Annotated in this window: 13 protein-coding genes and 1 tRNA gene; 6 read left to right on the top strand and 8 right to left on the bottom strand. The window is 42.2% G+C overall.

All coding sequences use genetic code 11. The annotated features are described in order from the left end of the window. Nucleotides 1-213: 213 nt before the first annotated feature. The 5 genes from bglX to KTO63_RS04700 form a co-directional block, all read right to left on the bottom strand. Nucleotides 214-2,496 (bottom strand): beta-glucosidase BglX, encoded by a 2,283-nt coding sequence (bglX, locus tag KTO63_RS04720; protein ID WP_217790054.1) that lies wholly within the window; start codon nt 2,494-2,496, stop codon nt 214-216. A gap of 318 nt (nt 2,497-2,814) precedes the next feature. Next, nucleotides 2,815-3,678, bottom strand: coding sequence for an endonuclease/exonuclease/phosphatase family protein (locus KTO63_RS04715; protein ID WP_217790052.1), 864 nt, complete (start codon nt 3,676-3,678; stop codon nt 2,815-2,817). Nucleotides 3,679-3,719: 41 nt separating this feature from the next. Next, nucleotides 3,720-4,376 carry a GDSL-type esterase/lipase family protein gene (locus KTO63_RS04710; RefSeq protein ID WP_217790050.1) on the bottom strand — a complete coding sequence of 219 codons (657 nt, stop codon included), beginning with the start codon at nt 4,374-4,376 and terminating at the stop codon, nt 3,720-3,722. A 90-nt stretch (nt 4,377-4,466) separates the two neighbouring features. Then, nucleotides 4,467-5,525, bottom strand: a complete 1,059-nt coding sequence (locus KTO63_RS04705) for a FecR family protein (RefSeq protein WP_217790048.1) — start codon at nt 5,523-5,525, stop codon at nt 4,467-4,469. Between the two features lie 63 nt (nt 5,526-5,588). After that, nucleotides 5,589-6,158: an RNA polymerase sigma factor gene (locus tag KTO63_RS04700; RefSeq protein ID WP_217790047.1), complete on the bottom strand. Its 570-nt coding sequence runs from the start codon at nt 6,156-6,158 to the stop codon at nt 5,589-5,591. A gap of 358 nt (nt 6,159-6,516) precedes the next feature. Here KTO63_RS04700 and KTO63_RS04695 point away from each other — a divergent pair, with 358 nt between their 5' ends. After that, a complete protein-coding gene (locus KTO63_RS04695) occupies nt 6,517-9,888 on the top strand; it encodes a SusC/RagA family TonB-linked outer membrane protein (protein WP_217790045.1) in 3,372 nt (1,123 codons plus the stop codon). A gap of 67 nt (nt 9,889-9,955) precedes the next feature. Further along, complete coding sequence (locus tag KTO63_RS04690; RefSeq protein ID WP_217790043.1) at nt 9,956-11,497, top strand: SusD/RagB family nutrient-binding outer membrane lipoprotein; 1,542 nt, start codon at nt 9,956-9,958, stop codon at nt 11,495-11,497. Nucleotides 11,498-11,576: 79 nt separating this feature from the next. On the opposite strand, the gene KTO63_RS04685 is transcribed toward KTO63_RS04690, so the two are convergent. After that, nucleotides 11,577-13,823: a RelA/SpoT family protein gene (locus KTO63_RS04685; protein ID WP_217790040.1), complete on the bottom strand. Its 2,247-nt coding sequence runs from the start codon at nt 13,821-13,823 to the stop codon at nt 11,577-11,579. Nucleotides 13,824-14,047: 224 nt separating this feature from the next. Between KTO63_RS04685 and KTO63_RS04680 the strand changes: the two genes are divergently transcribed. After that, nucleotides 14,048-14,129 (top strand) — tRNA-Leu (locus KTO63_RS04680). 28 nt (nt 14,130-14,157) lie between these two features. Here the strand turns inward: KTO63_RS04680 and KTO63_RS04675 are convergent. Further along, entirely contained in the window at nt 14,158-15,639 is a 1,482-nt protein-coding gene (locus KTO63_RS04675) for a rubredoxin (RefSeq protein WP_217790038.1), read from the bottom strand. A 377-nt stretch (nt 15,640-16,016) separates the two neighbouring features. Here KTO63_RS04675 and KTO63_RS04670 point away from each other — a divergent pair, with 377 nt between their 5' ends. From KTO63_RS04670 to KTO63_RS04660, 3 genes are all read left to right on the top strand, one after another. Next, complete coding sequence (locus tag KTO63_RS04670; protein ID WP_217790036.1) at nt 16,017-16,844, top strand: universal stress protein; 828 nt, start codon at nt 16,017-16,019, stop codon at nt 16,842-16,844. A 188-nt stretch (nt 16,845-17,032) separates the two neighbouring features. Continuing rightward, nucleotides 17,033-18,412: a trigger factor gene (gene tig / locus KTO63_RS04665; protein ID WP_217790032.1), complete on the top strand. Its 1,380-nt coding sequence runs from the start codon at nt 17,033-17,035 to the stop codon at nt 18,410-18,412. 199 nt (nt 18,413-18,611) lie between these two features. Continuing rightward, on the top strand, nt 18,612-20,186 hold the full coding sequence (locus tag KTO63_RS04660; protein ID WP_217790030.1) for a M1 family metallopeptidase: 1,575 nt from the start codon (nt 18,612-18,614) through the stop codon (nt 20,184-20,186). A 130-nt stretch (nt 20,187-20,316) separates the two neighbouring features. Here KTO63_RS04660 and purU read toward each other — a convergent pair whose 3' ends face one another. Beyond that, on the bottom strand, nt 20,317-21,156 hold the full coding sequence (gene purU / locus KTO63_RS04655) for a formyltetrahydrofolate deformylase (RefSeq protein ID WP_217790028.1): 840 nt from the start codon (nt 21,154-21,156) through the stop codon (nt 20,317-20,319). Between the last annotated feature and the right edge of the window lie 55 nt (nt 21,157-21,211).

Below are 21,211 nucleotides of genomic sequence, written 5' to 3'. Positions count from 1 at the left end.
ATTTTCACCACTTTCATTGAATTTTTTCAAAAAAAAGCTGCCATAGAAAACTATGGCAGCTTGCTGATATTCCTTTTTAATGTATGCTGCGGTCGAAAATGTTTCGCAGTTTTTGTTTCGGTGCGACGAGGCTTCGACAAGCTGAGCCTGACAGCACGATCTGAGTGTCAGGCTGAGCTTGTCGAAGCCTTTTTGCTAACAGGCAGACACAACCTATTGCAAAGTGAATCCCGCTTCTTTCACGTCGCGGCTGTTGCCGCCAATAAATAGTTTGAAATCGCCGGGCTCTGCTACAAACTTCAGATCGCTGTTGTAAAATTTAAGGTCATTCTCCGTGATGGTAAATGTCACCTTTTTCGATTCTCCGGCTTTTAGCGCAATGCGCTGAAAATTCTTCAATTCCTTTACCGGCCTGGTGATGCTGCCCGCAAGGTCGCGAATGTACTGTTGCACAACTTCCACTCCGTCAACACTGCCCGTATTGGTTAAAGTAACCGAAGCGGTAATGCTGCCTCCCGGTTTAAAACGTGTGCCGCTTAACTGAATGTCGCTATAGGCAAAGGTTGTGTAGCTTAAACCATAGCCAAAAGGATACAGTGGCTCGTTGGAAACGTCGAGGTAGTTTGAACGGAATTTATTGAACCATTTTTCATTTTCCGCAAGCGGGCGGCCGGTGTTCTTGTGGTTGTAATACAGGGGAATTTGTCCTACATTTTGCGGAAAAGTTGTAGTCAGCTTTCCCGAGGGATTTACGTCGCCAAACAAAACATCCGCAATCGCGGCCCCGGCTTCGCAACCGCCGAACCAAACGTTGAGTATGGCGGGAACATTTTTGTTTTCCCAATTAAGCGTCATTGGCCTTCCGGCAAATAGCACGAGCACGACTGGTTTTCCCGTAGCCACCAGCGCTGCAAGTAATTCTTTTTGCGTATCGGGAATGCCAATATCGGTTCTGCTGGAACTTTCGCCGCTCATTTCAGATGCTTCGCCCAGAGCCGCTACGATTATGTCGGAATTTGCAGCAGCGTCCAAGGCTTCTTTCTTCAATGCTTCCGCAGACCTGTTGTCCCTGTTAAGTGAGCGGCCAAACATGGTGCTGTTCTTTTCCAATGTAGAATCTGCCGTAAGGTTGGAACCCTTGGCATAATTGATTTTTACATTGGCGGCTCCCAGTTGTGACTGCAGGGCTTCCAGCAGAGATGGGTGTTTTTCTTTTTCAGCAGAAACCGACCACGTACCGGTCATGTTGACCCGGGAATTTGCCAGGGGACCGACAAGCGCTATCGATCCCTGTTTTTTTAGTGGCAGAAGATTGTTTTGATTTTTCAGCAATACAAATGTTTTTGCGGCGGCCCTGCGAGCCTCCATTCGGCTTGCTTCGGTATATATTTCGTTCTTTGCACGGCTCGGATCGCAGTAGCGATACGGATCGTCAAACAGCCCGAGTTTATACTTTGCTTCCAGAATGCGCCTGCAGGCGGCATTGATCTCATTTATGGAAACCTTTCCTTCTTTCAATGATTTTGGGAGTGTACCGGTGAATCCTTCGCCCACCATATCCATATCGGTGCCAGCACGAAGCGACAAGGCAGATACAGTTTGTAAATCGCCCATTCCGTGAGCCATCATTTCATTAATAGCCGTGAAATCAGTTACCACAAAGCCGTTGAAGCCCCACTGTTTGCGAAGCACATCCGTCATCAGCCATTTGTTGCCCGTTGCCGGAATGCCATCCACTTCGTTAAAGGCGGTCATCACTGTGCCCGCACCTGCTTCCACTGCGGCTTTGTAGGGCGGAAAATATTCGTTGTACATTCTTACGTGGCTCATATCAGCCGTGTTGTAATCACGTCCCGATTCTACGGCACCATACAAGGCAAAGTGTTTCACACAGGCCATGATGGTGTTGTTTTTGGAAAGATCATCACCCTGGTAACCTTTTACCATCGCGGCGGCAATTTTGGAACCCAGGTAAGGGTCTTCGCCGGAGCCTTCTGCAATACGGCCCCAGCGCGGATCGCGGGCAATATCTACCATTGGAGAGAATGTCCAGTTAATGCCGTCTGCACTTGCTTCGATCGCAGCTATTCTTGCACTTCTCTCTATCATGTCCATATCCCATGAGCAGGATAAAGCCAGCGGAATGGGAAAAGTTGTTTTGTAGCCGTGCACCACATCAAGGCCAAACATCAACGGAATTTTGAGCCTTGTTTGTGTAACGGCAATTTCCTGTGCCCTTTTAATATCGGCCACTTTGGTAATGTTGAGCAATGCGCCCACCTGTCCATCTTTAATTTTCTTTTCAACACCTGTGCTTACTACAGAACCTGTTACCACCTCACCGGTCGTCAGAAGGTTTAGTTGCCCGAGTTTTTCTTCAAGCGTCATCTTGTTCATTAACGCAGTAACAAATGCATTCATCTTTGCATTTTGTGCCTGCATTACATTGCAAATGATTAATAATGCAAGCGAAAAAAGTAGTTTATAGTACTTCATTAGTAAAGCAATTTTTGAGAAATAAAAAAATGAGAATATGGCTTTCATGTAAATCCTTCTTACCCAACATGAACGTAAAGCAAATCAGGAATTGGATATTCTTAAGTCACGCAGCTCCGAGTTGGCATATTAATGTCCTACGGACAAGGTTGAACTCGTCATTGTATCTTCTATTGATATCAATGCCCTACGGGCAATAGCTATTTTCCCGTAGGGAAATAATATCAATAGAATTAAACACAACAGGCCTCATTGCCCGTAGGGCATCAACAACATATTTTGTTGTTACGCTTAACTATATATAATGTTGATACTGACCTAAAAACGGAGTCTGCAAACAACAGGAAAATGATCCGATGGAAAACGCAAGTCCTTGGAATCCGTCAGCACCGCGTATTTCAACACTTCCACATTCTTATTTACAAATACAAAATCAATGCGTCCTTCTTTTACCACCTTTGTATAGTTCTGATATTTAAAATCATTGAAAGTACTATCGGGCCCGTAAGGTTTTGTTTGAGCAATCAATTTTGCATCGGAAAACTTCGTTACAATTGTTCCGTAAGCACTTGTTGAAGGATTTGAATTGAAGTCGCCCGTAATAATCACCGGAGTATTTTTTGAAGCAACCGAATCAATTTTTTCAAGGATCATCTTTGCTGCATTCTCTCTTGCCTGGACACCTTCATTATCAAAGTGAGTGTTGAACATAAAGAACTGCTTGCCCGTTTTTTTATCTTTCAGGCAGGCCCACGTGCAAATGCGTATGTACGCTGCATCCCAGCCTTTGGACGGCTTTTCTGGTGTTGGTGAGAGCCAGAAATTGCCAGACTTCAATACCTGGTATTTTTTGTTGTTGTAAAAAATAGCCGAGTATTCTCCTCCATCTTTTCCATCATCGCGACCTACGCCTACATGGCTGTATTCAGTCAGTTCTTCGAGATCTTTCATTTGGCCAGACAATGCTTCCTGCACGCCAAAAATATCGAACTCGTGATAGCGGATCAGGTCCTTTACCATTTCCTTTCTGTTTGGCCATGCATTTTCTTTGTCGAAAGCCACATTCAGGCGCAGGTTGTACGTTGCGAGATTAAGTTCAGTTTTCTTTTGAGCCAGTGCGCAAACCGGCAATGCAAGCAACAGTAGTAAATAACATTTTTTAAAAAGAGTACTATACTTCATATGTCGTTGTGTGATTTTTAAAAATTAAAATGGTGGCGGTGTTATTTCAAACGTGGCGCTAATGCTTTCTGCCAGATAGCATATCCTTCTGCTTTCATGTGCAATTGATCTGCTTTAAATAGTTCTTCTTTAATGGTGCCATCTTTATTCAGCATCTTGTGATACACATCTACAAAGGCAGTGTTGTGCTGTTTTCGAAGAAACTTTTTAATGGAACTGTTTGCCTCTTCCATTACGGGCATAAAACGTTTTCTACTTGGACTGGGTTTTATGGAGATGTAGACCAATGGCACTTCCGGCATTTGTTTTCTTATTATAGAAAATAATGTCTGAACACGCTGCAGTACAATTGCTGCAGTTATAGTGTCAGAAGAAGCGAGGTCATTTTCGCCACAATAAATGACGATCTGTTTTGGGTGGTAGGAGAAAATAATATCGTCGGCATAACGGATAACATCGGGCAGGGAAGAGCCGCCAAAACCGCGATTAATAATTGGTTGGCCGGGAAAATAATTCTGTACATCCTGCCAGTAAGTAAACGAGGAACTACCGATGAACAATATTTCGTTTCCTGCGGGTTTGTTTAATGAATCTGCATGCTTAAAAGCTTGTATATCGTTGTAGAACGGATATTGTTGCTGTGCGTATGTGACAAGCAAACAGCATACACCTAAAATCGTGGCAAGTATTTTTTTCATTTCGTTGAGTTTAAAGCTTCACTTTCTTTACTAAGTGCTCTTTAAGTGGAAACTTACCCCACAGGTTTGAAAAAAATATTTGCAAAAATTTTACCGCGAACGCAGCAAAATGGTTGTGCTGTCACTTTTAATGACTTCCGTGTTTAACACCGTGGAAAGCACGAATAGCGCGTCATCCAGAGAGCTTAGTAAAATAGGGCCATTGATCACTTTATCATTTAACGACTGGTTTTCCACAACGATCTTTTTCCCAAAATTGTCTTCGAGATAGGCAAGTATCTGACTCACTGTTGGATCAGTCAGGATAAGTTTGTTTTGTTTCCAGGCAGTAAATTGTTCGGCAGAAGCATTTTGTGTCGCTACTTTTTTACTTGCCTCATCATACGACACGAGTTCGCCAGGTTGCATGATCATTTCTTTTGCGGTACCATCAGCAAATGACAATTTGATTTTACCGCTTTGCAATACGACCTCCGTTTTCAGGCGACGTTGCCTGATGTCGAATGTGGTACCCAGTACGGTTACAGTCACGTCTTTGGTGTGCACCAAAAATTGCTCCCGCGGCTGAATATCGTTGGTATCTTTATTTATATGCTTTACTTCAAAGTATGCTTCACCGTTTAACCAAACTTCCCTTTTCTCGCCTTGTTTCCAATCTTTGTCATAGGTCACGGATGAATTTGCATTCAGGTCCACAACTGATCCATCGGGCAATACTACGTGTTTGGTTTCTCCAAACTTTGTGGAGGCAACAAGCCTTTCAGGTTTGCGAAGAAAAATAAAGTAAGCCGCTGTTATCAGCGCAACACCGCCAAAAATTGCGGCAATCCTGGTCAAATTTCTGCTGAACGATCTTCTGATAACCGGTGCAGGTTGTACAGATTGGAGACTTTGTACAGCTTGCAAATGTTTTTGCAGCGAGGTTTCTATTTCATCCTCCGATGGTTCATCCAGCTTAAAGGAAATGGAATTCAGATACGTGCGTGCATTTTCCATATCCCCTTTCTTGTCCGGGAAAATGGCTATGATTTCCTTCCAGAAATTGTCGATCTCATCTGTAGGATTATAGACCCATTCCTGGAAATAAGGATCGGCAAAGAAATCTTTCTCTGTAAAATGTGCGTATGTATCGGATAAGTTTTTTTCCATCTATATTATAAAGTGCTCGATGTTGTTCATTTTACCCCATCACTTAGGGATTTTTTATAAAAATCACTTCATTTTTATATTAACAAATTCTAAAATTATTATCAATAAAAACAGAATTTTTTCTTTGAGCGCAGATATACTCCTGGCAACGATCTTATACGTTGCTTTCACAGAAATATTCAGCATGGAAGCCACTTCAGGGTAAGAAAGCCCTTCATAAAACCTTAGAAAAACAGCCTCGAGCTGCCTGCCGGTCAGGGATTTGATCGCTTCGTTCAACTTTGCACGCCTCTCCTCATTGAGCTCCTTATCGATAATTATGCTTTCAGCCGAAAACGCATGATCTTCATTTTCCGCTTCCTCAAATACGATCTTATCACGCTGCTTTATTTTTTTTAAAAGAGTATACCGGAAGGATGAATATAAATAATAATTAGGCGATTCCACATGCGACAGTTTCTCCTTTCTGCTCCACAGATCAAGGAATACTTCCTGAATACTGTCTTCGATTAATTCTTTATTGTCGGTAAACTTTCTGCCGTAGTTATAAAATTTCTTGTAGTACTCCTTGTACAATCCTGAGTAGGCTTCAATATTGCCTTCGATAATATGCTGGAATAGCGGATTGTTCATTATGGAGTCAAAGATTTGGGAATCGTTAGATGAACAAAGTTATCGAAAAAGCTATATGAATTGCATTGTGCAAGCTTTTACGGGCACCGCATGGCTTCTTTAGCCACTACAACGGTGAAGGACAAGCAAAAAAAATAGATTGGGCAGATTTAAAAAGAGACTGCACTTTTGCAGCCTGAATGAAGTTCGCAGTAATTATTTAAACCTCCATTGTTCGATACACGGACGTTTTTTGCTCCCTGAAAAATTCCTGATAATTATTTTTTCAAAAGGCTGGGGTAATTTTTTGTGTTTCCGTCACTGTATCTCCTTGAAACAAAATTTCATTCATTTTATCTAACGTAAAAACACTGCTAGTATGACACGACGCTATTTTAAGCGGTTGCTTGTATTGCTATTGATTGCCTGCAGCCAGGCCCATGCCCAGAAAGCCGTCTCTGTAAACGATGCTTTAAAGAAGATTACAAAGGAATTTAAAGCAGAATTTGTTTACGATCCACAGGTTGTTAAAAACAAAACAACAACCTACAACCTGACAAACCTTTCCGGAAAATCTCTTGAGGACGTCTTGAAAGGCGTGCTGTATCCCAGCGATCTCGTATTTCTCTATGTAAAGCCTAACTACTACACGATAGTAGATAAGAGCAGGATTGGAGAATACCAGCCCTCACCCAAAAAACTTGATGATGATGTTAAAGCAACTTCTACCGCTGCACAGCGCATTAAAGTGAGCGGGGTAGTAACAGACATCAACAATCATGGCATTCCGCAAGTAACCATTACTGAAAAAGGAAGCGCCAACTCGGCAATGACAAAAGAGGATGGAACTTTTGCGATAAGCATTGCCGACACAAAATCGATTCTGACTTTTTCTTCCGTTGGTTATGCCGATCAGGAAGAATTTGTTGGCACACGTACTTCTTTGAACGTGCAATTGCAAACAGCCTCCAAACAACTTACAGAAGTTGTGGTGACTGCATTGGGCGTTAAGCGTGAAGAAAAAGCGCTGGGTTACGCAACGCAGGCCGTAAAAGGAAATGCGCTGCAAACCGTGAAGGGCGTAGATCTTGGAACTTCACTTACCGGCCAGGTTTCTGGTTTGGTAGTAAAAAACTCAACTGAGTTCAATGGAGTGCCAACGTTGGAAATGCGTGGAGAAAGTCCGCTGCTCGTAATTGATGGTGTTCCTTACGGCAACATGACGTTGCGTGATATTCCTACCGACGACATCGAAAGCATCAACATGCTGAAAGGCTCTACTGCTGCTGCGTTGTATGGCGCACGTGGTTCTGCCGGCGCAGTTATGATCACCACCAAACGCGGAAAAGACAATCGCCTTACCGTAGACGTAAACAGCAACACAATGTTTACGCTGGGTTATCTCGCAATTCCTAAAACGCAAACATCATATGGTCATGGTTTGAACGGAAAAATTGCCACTGACTACGTTTGGGGACCAAAACTGGATATCGGCGGCACAGCTGTACAATGGAACCCGATCACCAAACAAAATGAAGACATGCCGCTGGTATCAAGCGGAAAGGACAACCTTAAGAACTTCATGGAAACCGGCCTTGTTACAAACAACAGCATCAGCGTAACGCAAGGTGGTAAAAATGGTTTCTTCAGAGCAGGTCTAAACCACATCTACAATAAAGGACAATTTCCTAATCAGAAATTGAACATCCTGAACTACACCATGAGCGGCGAATTAAAAGCTGGTGATAAATTCAGCCTTGAGAGCCACATGGGTTACACACGTACTACAGCTCCGCAATTATGGGGCGGTGGTTACGGCACGCAGGGATACATTTACCAAATATTAATGTGGACGGGGCCTGATTACGATATCCGTCAATACAAAGATTATTGGGTTACTCCAAACGTAAAGCAGAACTGGCTTTACAATGCATGGTACGACAACCCTTATCTGATCGCGTATGAAAAACTAAGAAGCACTGAACAAAACAAATTGAATGCTGCGTTAACAATGAACTATTCGTTTACGAAGGATTTGAAGTTGATGTTCAGAAACGGTTACGACTATTATAAAAACGAAGATCAGATCCAAAATCCTGCCGGTATCAACTCTACCAACGGTGCAACCATCGGTAACACTTTCAGCTTTGCCTTCAGTGGTAAAGGTTTGTATGGCATGAACGAAAGCTGGGGAAATAGTATCAACAGTGATTTGATTCTTACCTATAACAAACAGGTAAAGAACTGGAAATTTGACGCCTTGGGTGGTGGAAGTATGTTCTACTACAAAACCAGGGAACTTGGTGCTAAAACAAGAAATGGTTTGGCTGTACCAGGATGGTATTCCCTGGCGAATGCTGTTGCTTCAACAACTGCTGGTGTAGATGCCATTGTAACCAACTACGGTACATGGTCAAAACAAATGAACAGTGTGTACGGAAAAGTTTCTGCTTCATGGAACAATATTGCTTTTCTTGATGTAACCGGAAGAAACGACTGGAGCTCCACTCAACCCGCCGATGCAAGATCTTATTTCTATCCTTCCGTTGCGAGCAGTGTTGTGTTATCAGAACTTTTCAAAGCGCCAGACTGGTTGAGCCTTTGGAAAGTGAGAGGTTCATGGACGATGACAAAAACGCCGCTTGATGTTTATGCCAATAACCTGTCATACACTATTTCCAACTCATGGGGAAACTCAAGCGCTGCCACTCCGGACAATCTTGCTGGTGCTAACCTGTTGCCAACAACTACCCGCACATGGGAAGTAGGTACCGGCGCTTATTTGTTTGGAAAAAGATTGCATGCCGATGTAGCTTATTATTCAAAACTGTATTACAACAACCAGATCAAGCAAACCATTGCTCCGTCTTCAGGATACGCAAGTACGCTTATCAATACAAATGAAACATTCGCACGCAGAGGTTGGGAGTTGACTTTGGATGGTACTGTTCTTAAAAACAAAACGCTTACATGGCAATCCATGATCAACTTTGCTACACAGCACAGATACTATGTTGACATTGATCCGGTTTATTCTGCAAAAAATTTGTGGACAAAATCAAAGAACCGCATGGATGTGTATGCGCAGCCAGAACACGCATTGAGAGATCCGCAAGGCAATATGATACACCAGGGTGGTTTGGCATTGCTTAGCAAGTTCACAGAACAATTTGGTTATACAGATCCGAAATTCACTTTTGGTTTCATCAACAACTTTATTGTTAAAGACAAGATCCTGATCGGTGTTAACATCGACGGACGCATTGGTGGTGTGATGTACGATTACGTTTACAACAAAATGTTTGACACCGGTTCAGCACCTGAAACAGATAATGAATACCGCTTTGATGAAGTGGTTAAAGGCTTGAAGAACTACGTGGGCAAGGGTGTTAAAGTAGTAAGCGGAGATGTTACATACGATGCTTACGGTCGCATTACCAACGATACCCGCCAGTATGCACCAAACGATGTTGCAGTAAGCTACCAAAGCTACATGCGTTCATGGGGTAACTCATATGAGCACGGTATCATGGACAAGAGCTTCATAAAATTGAGAGAAGTATCTATCGGTTATAAAATTCCTGAATCATGGTTAGGAAAGTCTGGTATCAAGAACGCTTCTGTTTCTGTAACAGGACAGAATTTGTTGCTGCTTACCAACTTTAAATATTCTGATCCGGATATTGATAACGAAAACATGAACTCTCCTGCACAGCGCATGGTGGGTGCAAACATTAAGGTAGGCTTCTAAAATGAAACATGATAGCGCCATGCGGCGGTGTAACAATCTGCATGGCCCTTTTTTAAAACAGCAAATAATGACTAGAAATATTTTCAAAACATCTATAATAGCATCTTTGGTTGCAGGCATTGGTTTTAGCAGCTGCACAAAGGACTTTGATAGTATCAATACCAATCCCGACAAGCCATCTTCTGCATCGTCAGCGTGGCTTGCGACAAACATTTTAACTTCTGTTACGTCGAAGGATATCAAGACAGCGACGGATTTCCGTCAGCCTTTTACGTTGGACAAATATCTTGCATGGGCGGAGTTAGCGAGTGCGAATCAGTACAATCAACTTACCAGAACGAACTACGACAGAATGGTTGTTTTGCGTGATGTTGAGCCAATGATCGCGAATGCTACCTCTCCGGAATTGAAAAATTCTTATGCGGGTTTTGGACATTTCGTGCGTGCGTGGCAGTTTTTTCAAACAACTATGCAGGTAGGCGACATTCCATACTCCCAAGCTATTAAGGGATCCACTGGAGTAATCCAACCAAAATACGATAAGCAAAAAGATGTCTTCATTGGCATATTAAACGAACTCGACCAGGCTGATTCTTTACTGGCAAAAGGCACAGATTTCACTGGTGATTTTATTTATGCAGGAAGCGTTGATAAATGGAGAAGACTGGTAAACACTTTCCAGTTGCGTGTGCTGATCAACCTTTACAAGAAAACAGACGACGCTGACTTGAAAGTGGTTTCAAAGTTCAATGCAGTTATGGCGCGTCCATTGATGAGAGATTTTAGCGACAACTTTGCGGTAACGTACAATTCTTCTGCGGGATATTGTTATCCATGGAGCAACACGCCTGCACAGGTTAACTCGTTCATCAACTATCCAATGTTGTCAACTACATTGATCAATCTGATGAAACCTACGCTGGACAGACGTTTGTTCTACATTGCAGAACCGGCAACAGCAAAGATCACCGGGGGCAAAACGGCGTCTGATTTTGATGCTTATGTTGGCGTAGAACCTGCTGATGAATTCTCGACAACAATCAACCAGTACAATGCAGGTAATTATTGCAACGTAAACAAACGTTACGTGGATCTGTACAATGCTGAGCCGATAGGACTTATGAACTATTGGGATCTTCAGTTTATATTGGCAGAAGCGGCTGTTCGCGGATGGATCAGCGGCACAAGTGCGCAGACTTATTATGAGAATGGAATCAAAAGTTCTATGTCATTCATGGCGAAATACACGCCAACTACTTATGCGCATGGCATGGCAATGACAGATTCTTATATCAGCGCATTCCCTGCAACTGTAGCGCTTACGGGATCCACGGAAAACCAAATTCAGCAGATCATTTCGCAGAGATATATCGCAGGTTTTTTCCAGAATTCAGATTTCTATGCATGGTTCGAAAACAGACGTACCGGTTACCCTGCGTTTACTTTGAACCCAAAATCTAACCTGAATGTTCCTGCAACGACATTCCCTGTAAGATGGATGTATCCGCAGAAAGAGCTCGACTACAATGCAGACAATGTGAAAGCTGCCATTTCGGAGCAATTCAAAGGCAGTGATGATTTCAATCAGAAGATGTGGATATTGCAGTAACTGAATAACTGAATAATTGAATAACTGAGTGGTTCAAGTGATTGTTCGTGAGTGTCACGCAAACCATTCAGTTATTCAATTATTGTGGCAGTCCTTCGGTATCGTACCTATCCACCGTATCAATACCATTTAGCTGCTTAAGCCTCACTACCAGTTCGTCCAGCTCCTCTTTATCGTGTACGTACACACGAATATTTCCTTCAAACATGCCTTCTTTCGCTTCAATGGTAAGTGCGTTGATATTGATCTTTAGTTCACCGGAAATAAGATTGGTGATTTTGTTGATAACGCCCACATCGTCGAGGCCGACAATTTTAACACCGGTAAGGAATGAAATTTCTTTATTCTTGGCCCACTTCGTTTTTACAACCCTGTGGCCGTAGTTAGATAATAGTTTCGCCGCATTCGGACAGTTGGTGCGGTGAATTGTCAAACCCTTGCCGGTTGTCACAAAACCAAATACGTCATCACCCGGAATCGGTTTGCAGCAATTCGCCAGCTGATAAACAATCTTGTCGCTACTCTCTCCAAAAATGATCAGCTCTGTGTCCTTTTTATTCAGAGCGGCATGCTGCGGTTGATCGAATTTGATTTCCTGCACTATCTTTTGAGGCTTCGGTGCCTCCAGTTTGTCGCCGAGAACGTGAAAATCTTTCAGCTCTTTTAAATCGATTGATTTGGTGGCAACTTTATAAAACAGATCAAGTTGTGAACTGAGTTTATAGAAAGAAGTAAGTTCGTCGATGTTTGTTTGGTTGAATCCTGCACCCATGCCTTCTACCTTCCGCTGCACAGTGTATTTGCCTTCTTCCGCTATTTTCCTTTTCTCCTCTTTCAGCGAATCCTTGATCTTGCTTTTCGCCTTGGCAGTAACAACGAAGTTCAACCAATCTTCATTCGGCTTTTGCTTATTGGAAGTAATGATCTCTACCTGGTCACCGCTTCTTAATTTATGGCTGATGGGAACCAGCTTGTGGTTCACTTTGGCGCCAATACACTTACTACCAACGGCACTATGAATAGAAAAGGCAAAATCCAGGGCAGTAGAGCCTGTCGGCAGCATTTTCACATCACCTTTTGGTGTGTACACATATATTTCTTCGGCGAGAAAACTTGTTTTGAAATCCTGCAGGAAGTCAACTGAATCCGTTTCCTGGTTGGCGATCACTTCACGAATTTGCTGGAACCATTTTTCAAAACGTCCTTCATCTCCAGATCCTTCTTTGTATTTCCAGTGTGCGGCCAAACCTTTCTCTGCAATTTCATTCATGCGTCGCGTGCGTATCTGCACTTCCACCCATTTACCCTGCGGGCCCATCACAGTGGTGTGCAAAGCCTCATATCCATTTGACTTTGGATTGCTCAGCCAGTCACGCAGGCGCTCCGGAGAAGGCGTATACTCGTCGGTGATCATGGAATATACTTTCCAGCATTCTTCTTTTTCTTTATCCTGCGGCGAATCAAGAATAACGCGGATGGCAAAAAGGTCATACACTTCTTCGAAGTCCACACCTTTCTTGCGCATTTTGTTCCAAATGGAATGTATGCTTTTCGGACGGCCGTAAATTTCAAACTTAAAGCCGGCCGCTTCCATCTTTTCTTTAATAGGACGAATGAACTCGTTGATATAGCGGGTTCTTTCCCTTTTTGTTTCCGCAAGTTTTTTTGCAATTTCCTTGTAAGTGCTGGGCTCCATGTATTTCATGGCCAGATCTTCCAACTCCGTCTTTATGCTGTACAGCCCCATACGATGAGCCAAAGGAGCATACACGTAAATGGTTTCCGAGGAAATTTTCAATTGCTTTTCACGCTTCATGCTCTCCATCGTGCGCATATTATGCAGGCGGTCGGCCAGCTTAATAAGTATCACACGCGGGTCGTCTGTAAGCGTGAGCAATATTTTCTTGAAATTCTCCGCCTGCTGAGAGGCGTTTACATCAATAACGTTGGAAATCTTTGTAAGTCCGTCAACAATGCGGGCTATTTCGGTGCCAAATTCACGCTCAATGTCGTCGAGCGTAATGTCGGTATCTTCAACAGTATCATGCAAAAGGGCACAAATAGTGGAGCGTACACCCAGGCCAATTTCTTCTACGCAAATCTGCGCAACGGCCAGCGGATGCAAAATGTAAGGTTCACCACTTTTGCGGCGCATGGTTTTATGGGCATCGGCCGCCATTTCAAAGGCGTGGCGCACAAGTTCCTTATCCCCATGTTTCAATTTGGGCTTCAATGATCTTAACAGGGCACGGTATTCTCGTAGAATAAGCTTCTTTTCCTGCTCGTCACTAAGATTATATTTCGATATCGTTTCTACAGTATCCATTCAATAGCTTATGGAACGAATTTAGCGAAAACATGGTAGAAATTAGGAATTAGGAATTAGGAATTAGTTTTTTACCGATGCAAAAAAATCACCCTGAGTGCCAATGTGAGTGCTCGTGACAAAGTTTTTCTAACAACTAAAAACAAATAACAAACAACTTTTTTTGTTTGTTAAACAAAAGCCCCCTACATTTGCGCTCCCAAATAACAGTTCTTGTTTTTAGCGCGGGTGTGGCGAAATTGGCAGACGCATCAGACTTAGGATCTGACGCCGCGAGGCGTGTAGGTTCGACTCCTATCACCCGCACTTTTTTTCTCTCTCTTAATTTTCCCTTTTAATTTTTTGGTTCAAACGATGATCGCTCAATAGCGATGAATTTTCTTGCAGGTGTATTACAAAGTGAGCAGGAATAGTTTAACGGAAGGTCTTCAAACAACGTTCCCGAAGCAATATTTTTGTTTACATCACCAATGTTGGCATCGTACACCGTCATGCATGTAGGACATTGATGCAGAATATCTCTCGCGGCTTCTTCGATCTGTGATTCATACAGGTTGCAGGCCGAGTCTGGCTTCATGCTTTGCAGCTCGTAGAAATATTTGCAAAGCGAAATAAGATACGTGCCCAGTTGCTCCTTTGGCACATCGCCGCGGAAATGGATATATTCTTTTGAATTGGGGTTAAAATTAGGCGTGTATAAAATCTCAAACTTATCCAATGCCTTCACCTGGTTGCGAATCACACTCATTTGCCGCTTGATAATAATGGAACCAAATACGCCGGACTTCGGATGCGTTTTTACCGCAAAACACAAACCAAACGTACGCACATCATCTTTGTCGAAGTGGCGGATCACATGACGCTTGATGTTCAATCCGTCTTCGCTCACATCTTCTACCTGCCAGTTCAATTCATTGGAAGCATGGCGCACATTGATGCGGTATTTGTTCAGCAAACAATCCCACAGATCGCGATGCTTTGGCAAAATGTTTTTTATGATGATCGACTTCCAGGTAGTAGCGTACAGCTGATTGATGTTGGTGGCAATGCAAATGCCGCAGACATTTTGTAAAAAATCCACAGCAAACAGTTCTTCGCGCCTGTAAATACCCAGCCAAAGCTTATCTCCGTAGTTGTTGAATCCCTCGTAGTAAGGCAACTTAAAATCCGGCAACACAAGGCTTTCTTCTACAGGTTTTGAAATGACCGCAAACTCGTCGCAGATCGTTTTATAGAGAACGTTCCCGTCAGCTTCGATGTTTTCGTAGTACAAAGTGTTATTCTGAAAAATAACATTTTCTATTTTTTTAGATAGGCGCGGGATATCGTTGGTATAGACCAGCTGCGGCCAGTGAAAAAACACATTTGTTTTGGGGAATCGCAGCACGAGAAACCAGTAGTGGGGCTGCGTAGAAGCGATCCAGTTGATATTGCCCGTAAACATCGGCGTAAAAGTCTGGTTATTGTCCACGATGTTTACCTTCAGTTTCGGCTTGTAATCAAAGAGCGCAAAGATGTCTTTGTAAATATTCTCCTTTAGCCATGTATCGCGGATGAATATTTCCTCGGCTGCATAGGAACTCAGAATATTTGGATAGTCGTCGCGGTTGACTTCATAGGTAACGCCTCTTTTGTTGAGGGCCGTAACCATTCTGTCATAATCTTTATGTGACGCATCGATGATGAGCTGTTGTCGCAAACCAAAGCGCACATAAGCGATACCCGCTTCTCTTACCGCGGATAACAAATATTGTAAATACGCCGGAGAAATGATGCCGGACGTAAAATTGATCTTAAATTGAAACGCGTGACGCATGCAAGTCTTTTTTCCTGTTCAATTATTGTTTTCGAAGACGGCGAGGATCGTTATGAGTTGTTAGTTGTTGGTTGTTAGTTATTAGTAAAGAAGTGGCTCGGAAGCCTAACAAGTAACATCTACCTACTAACAACTTTAACAGTCATTTGGCCCAAACACATTAATTATTTATATAATTTATGTATCTAGACAGAAAATTAATAATAAAATTGCACTTTTTCTTTCATTTTATCACAAATCATCCCAATATCTATAAATAAAGTGAAACAGTCGGCCATTTTTTATTAGATTATTTATAATTATAATTTATTAAAAATTAATTTTTTGAGAAACCATGCAGGCCTTTCGATTGTAACTTTATAAGCAAACGATGCATTATGAAAACAATACTAATTGGAGTGGATTATTCCGAAAGCTCAAAGAACGCTGCTTTGTATGGAGTCAAGCTTGCAAAATCCTCACAGTCAATGGTTATTTTGCAGCACGTTTATCTATTGCCCACACCTGTAAGTGAGGTACCTTACCTATTTACGCCTTTTGATGATATTCAGCATGAGAACGAAAAAGAGCTGCAGAAGGAAGCTGAGAGATTGACTGAACTCGTACCAGGCGTTGAAATTCAAACCATTGTAAGTGTCGGTCTTCCTGCCGCCACTATGATAGATACGGCTGAAGAAAATAATGTCAACCTTATCGTTTTAGGAATGAAACAATATGCTTCCGGAATGGAAAAACTGATCGGAAGTACGGCAGATGAAGCATCCCGCCTTTCAAAGATCCCCGTTTTGGCCATTCCCCCCGGCTCATTTTTTGAGCCCGTCCAAACAGTGACCTATGCTACTGACTTCAGCTACAAATTAAATCCAATTGGACTCGAAACCTTAAAAACTATTCTCACTGATTTTAACGCAAAGCTCCAGATTGTCAATATTAAAAAAGTGGAGGAAGAGATTTCAACAGTGGCTTACAATCAATGTGTTGCCAATTTCAATAAGGTGTTTGAAGGCATCGACCACAATTTCTACACCCACATCAATAACAATGTGGAGGAAGGATTGATGACTTTTCTGCTTGAAAATCATTCACAAATCCTCGTTATGGTGGCGCATCGCCATAGCTTTTTCGCCCGCATTTTTAAAATTCAGCATACAAAGGAAATGCTTCATAGCACTTATATTCCGTTGTTGATACTGAATGACAAGTAGAACTAACTAATTAATAATTAATAATTAACAATTAAGAGGGCTGCATTCATTAAAGAATGTGGTCCTTTTAATTTTCAGCAAATCTGAGCATCTCTTTGTAAGGCAGGTTGCCCTATTAATTATTCTTTATTAATTATTAATTATAACTACCTTTGCAGCCCAAATTAAAAATCTAAAATTAGTGCAATATGGCTACTGTTTCCAGGGAGAATATCGGTTTGCTGAATGACAAGATCACTGTTCAGGTGGAAAAAACCGACTATTTACCTTCTTTCGAGAAAGCTTTAAAAAACTATAGCAAACAGGCTAACATCCCAGGTTTCCGTAAAGGAATGGTTCCTGTAGGAATGGTTAAAAAAATGTATGGCCAGTCTGTATTTACTGAAGAAGTTCTTCGCTCTGTTGAAAAACAACTTACGGACTACATGACAAATGAAAAGCTTGAAATTTTTGCACAACCTCTGCCTTTGCCAGAAAACGATGCCGCTAATCTGGATGTAAACAATCCGGCTCCATATACTTTCGCATTTGAAGTAGGTCTGAAACCTGCGGTAAACGCTGCAGATCTTGGAACTGCTAAAGTAAAACGCTATAATGTTGAGATCACTGACAAAATGATCAACGACGAAGTTGAGCGTTTGCAAACACGTCACGGTAAAATGACAGATCCTGAAGCTGTAACTGGTGACGATAACGTGTTGAACGTTACTTTCATTGAAACTGATGCTGCAGGTAACGAACTGGAAGGCGGTGTAAGAAAAGACAATTCTCTTTTGGTAAAATACTTCGCTGAAGATTTCCGCAAAAACCTGATCGGTAAAAAAGCAAACGATACTGTTTCTTTACAATTGGGCAAAGCTTTTGGTGAAACTGAAAAAGAGTGGATCCTGAATGATCTTGGTCTTGCAAAGGGTCAAACTGCTGACGAGAAACACTTCAAACTTGAAATCACTAAAGTTGGTTTGATTGAAAAAGCTGAATTCAACGAAGAATTCTTCAACACTGCTTTCCCTGGCAGAGAGATCAAATCTGAAGCTGATCTTCGCAACGCAATTAAAGAAGACATTCAAAAATATTGGGATGCACAGGCTCGTAATCAAATCTACGATCAACTGTACCACTACCTGATCGACCAAACTAAAATGGAATTCCCTGAAGGCTTCCTTAAACGTTGGATGGAAACAGGTGGCGAAAAACCTAAAACTTCAGACGAAGTTGCTGCTGAATACCCTTCTTTCGCTAATTCTTTGAAATGGACTTTGATCGTTGACCAATTGGTTAAAGATCACAGCATCGAAGTAAAGCCTGAAGATATCCGCGAAGCGGCAAAAGCTCAATTGTTCAGCTACATGGGCAGCATGGGTGCTCCTATGGACCTTGATCAGCCTTGGGTGAATGATTATGTAGAAAGAATGATGAAAGACAGAAAATTTGTTGAAGATACTTTCCACAGAATCCAAACTGATAAAGTGTTTGAAGCTGCTGAACAAAAAGTTGCTGCAACTGACACTCCAATCACTCAGGAAGCTTTCGTAAAAATGACAGAAGAACATCATCACCATCACTAGTAGGTGAGATTGTAAAGTATATAAAGGCGCTCTTCGGAGCGCTTTTTTTGTGCCTGCCGTAGAGACGCGTTGAACGCGTCTCCTGCTACCATATCAACCTGCTGCTTTCAATGGCAACAATTGCCCAATTTTTTTTGCATTGTTTTGGTGTTAGCGGAGACGCGTTCAACGCGTCCCTACTTTTCTTATCTTTCCCCCTATGAAAAAATCATTGGCTATTTTCCTTTTACTTTCAAACAACCTATTTGCACAACATGAAAAAATTGATGTGCAGCAATACCAGTTTGAACTGAATGTAAATGACACCACGGATATCATACGAGGCAAAGCAACGATACGTTTTAAGGCATTACAGCAATGTGACAATGTTTCATTTGACCTGGTTGTATTTGATCAAAAATCTGGGAAAGGAATGACAGTGACGAGCGTGGAGGAGAGTAATAAGACTTTGAAATTTCAATCGCAGGAAAATAATATCACTGTCAATTTTTCAAACAGAGTAGAAGCTGGTGCAGAGAAAACAATTGCCATAACCTATCAAGGCGTTCCTGCAGATGGATTGATCATTGCAAGAAACAAATTCGGTCATCGTACCATTTTTGCTGACAATTGGCCGAATCGTGCCCGCTACTGGATTCCATGCAACGATACGCCTGCCGACAAAGCCGCTGTTTCTTTCACTGTTATTGCGCCGGACCATTACCAGGTGATTTCAAATGGATTGGTAAAAGAAGAAACGAATTTGCCCAATCATTTAAAACTTACGCAGTACGAAGAAACTGTTGAGTTGCCCACAAAAGTAATGGTGATAGGGCTTGCAGATTTTGCGGTACAGCACAGTGGCGATGTAAATTGCGTTCCTGTGTATAGTTGGATATATCCAGAGGACCGTACAAAAGGCTTTTATGATTATGCAGTGGCGAAAGACATACTAACATGGTTCATCACCAATGTTGGGCCCTATAGTTATAAAAAGCTCGCTAACGTACAATCCACTACACGCTTTGGAGGCATGGAAAATGCAAGTGCTATTTTTTATGGTGAGGGAACACTTACCGGCAATGGCAGCAACGAGCCGTTACTTGCTCACGAAATCGCGCACCAGTGGTTTGGCAATACTGTTACAGAAAAAAGTTTTGAGCACTTGTGGTTGAGTGAAGGTTTTGCTACTTATTTCACAGACCTATACCTCGAAGCAAAATATGGCAAAGCCAAACTTGACGAGAAACTAACTGATGAACGCAACAAGGCAATAAAATTTTCAAAGCGAACAAATGCGCCGATCATCAATCCAACGAGCGACTATGTGAGTCTGTTGAATGCGTTTTCTTACCAAAAAGGAGCTTGGGTATTGCATATGCTTCGCAGAAAACTGGGGGATGATATCTTCTGGAAAGCAATCAAAGAATATTACAGTACTTATCGCGGCAAGAATGCGAACACTGATGATTTGCGGGCGGTATTTGAAAAAGTAAGCGGCACAGATTTGAAGCCTTTCTTCCAGCAATGGTTGTACACAAAAGAGCATCCTGTGCTTGATGTTTCATGGAAATATGATGCGAATAAAAAAGAAATTGCGATTACTGTTTTGCAACAACAAACAAAGGCTTTTGATTTTCCATTACAAATAAAAATAGGATCGGAGATTAAGCAAATCGACGTTAGAGACACGAAGACTGTTACTACTTTCTCTTGTGACACCAGGCCCCAGGCTTTTGTGCTAGATCCGGAGGTGAATTTGTTTTTTGAGGGCAGCTCTAAAGAAGTGAAATAACAAGATTTACCACTAAGACACTAAGGTTCACTAAGGCTCCAAACATTAAATTGTCACGCAGATGACGCTGATTAGACCGATTTGCGCTGATCTGTGTAAATCAGTCTAATCAGTGTCATCTGCGTGCCCTCTAGTTGAAGATGATCGTTTTATTGTTCATCACGAATATTCTGTCATCAAATACGAGTTTCAACGCGTCGGCCAGCACAGACTTCTCAATTTCGTGGCCCGCTTCGCGCATGCCTTTTACATCATGCTCATGATCAACGGGTATCGTTTTTTGTGTGATGATCGGGCCTTCGTCAAGGTCGTTGTTTACAATATGGGCCGTAGCGCCAATTAGTTTAACGCCGCGTTCGTAGGCCTTTCTATAGGGATTGGCACCAATGAACGCTGGTAGGAAAGAGTGGTGAATGTTGATGATCTTCTCTTCGAATTTCGCCACAAAATTTCCCGATAGAATGCGCATGAATTTCGCCAGCACAATATAATCGGGATGGTATTGCTGAATGGCATCAATCACTCTTGCTTCAAACTCTTCTTTATCGTACAACTCGTGATCTATGTGATGAAACGGTATATCAAACCTTTCGGTAAAGTTTTTCAAAACATCATAATTACCAATCACTGCTTTGATGTTTGCATGCAACTCATCAAAGTGATGACGCACCAGTAAATCACCCAGGCAATGATGTTCCTTTGTCACCAGCACAACAATATCCTTCTTTCTCCTTGGATGGATCATCAGCTTTGTATCGGCAGGAAGGGTATTGAGCAGTTCTGTTTTTATTAATTCAACATCAAGCGGCCCCAGCAACTCGAGGCGTGAAAAGTAAGTGTTGGTTTCGGGCTCCACAAATTCTTTCATCACTACTACGTTTATACTATGGCGAAACAAAACGCCGGTAATATTGGCGATCAGGCCCTGGCGGTCGGCGCATTTGATTAATAATATGTGACAGTCCTTCATTTGTTATAACGGTTATCGTTCCTGTTTGACAAGGCCCGCCCGGATGACCGGTCGG

The organism is Pinibacter aurantiacus (genome assembly GCF_019130065.1).
In the GTDB taxonomy this organism is placed as follows: Bacteria; Bacteroidota; Bacteroidia; order Chitinophagales; family Chitinophagaceae; genus Pinibacter; species Pinibacter aurantiacus.
Note: the sequence above shows the minus strand (reverse complement) of the source record. Positions and strands in the feature narration are given on the sequence as shown.

Coding starts and splice junctions, on each gene's coding strand:
- KTO63_RS04660 (WP_217790030.1), top strand. CDS start 18,612: ATGAAAAAATCATTGGCTATTTTCCTTTTACTTTCAAACAACCTATTT.
- purU (WP_217790028.1), bottom strand. CDS start 21,156: ATGAAGGACTGTCACATATTATTAATCAAATGCGCCGACCGCCAGGGC.
- KTO63_RS04705 (WP_217790048.1), bottom strand. CDS start 5,525: ATGGAAAAAAACTTATCCGATACATACGCACATTTTACAGAGAAAGAT.
- KTO63_RS04675 (WP_217790038.1), bottom strand. CDS start 15,639: ATGCGTCACGCGTTTCAATTTAAGATCAATTTTACGTCCGGCATCATT.
- KTO63_RS04715 (WP_217790052.1), bottom strand. CDS start 3,678: ATGAAGTATAGTACTCTTTTTAAAAAATGTTATTTACTACTGTTGCTT.
- bglX (WP_217790054.1), bottom strand. CDS start 2,496: ATGAAGTACTATAAACTACTTTTTTCGCTTGCATTATTAATCATTTGC.
- KTO63_RS04670 (WP_217790036.1), top strand. CDS start 16,017: ATGAAAACAATACTAATTGGAGTGGATTATTCCGAAAGCTCAAAGAAC.
- KTO63_RS04695 (WP_217790045.1), top strand. CDS start 6,517: ATGACACGACGCTATTTTAAGCGGTTGCTTGTATTGCTATTGATTGCC.
- tig (WP_217790032.1), top strand. CDS start 17,033: ATGGCTACTGTTTCCAGGGAGAATATCGGTTTGCTGAATGACAAGATC.
- KTO63_RS04690 (WP_217790043.1), top strand. CDS start 9,956: ATGACTAGAAATATTTTCAAAACATCTATAATAGCATCTTTGGTTGCA.
- KTO63_RS04710 (WP_217790050.1), bottom strand. CDS start 4,376: ATGAAAAAAATACTTGCCACGATTTTAGGTGTATGCTGTTTGCTTGTC.
- KTO63_RS04685 (WP_217790040.1), bottom strand. CDS start 13,823: ATGGATACTGTAGAAACGATATCGAAATATAATCTTAGTGACGAGCAG.
- KTO63_RS04700 (WP_217790047.1), bottom strand. CDS start 6,158: ATGAACAATCCGCTATTCCAGCATATTATCGAAGGCAATATTGAAGCC.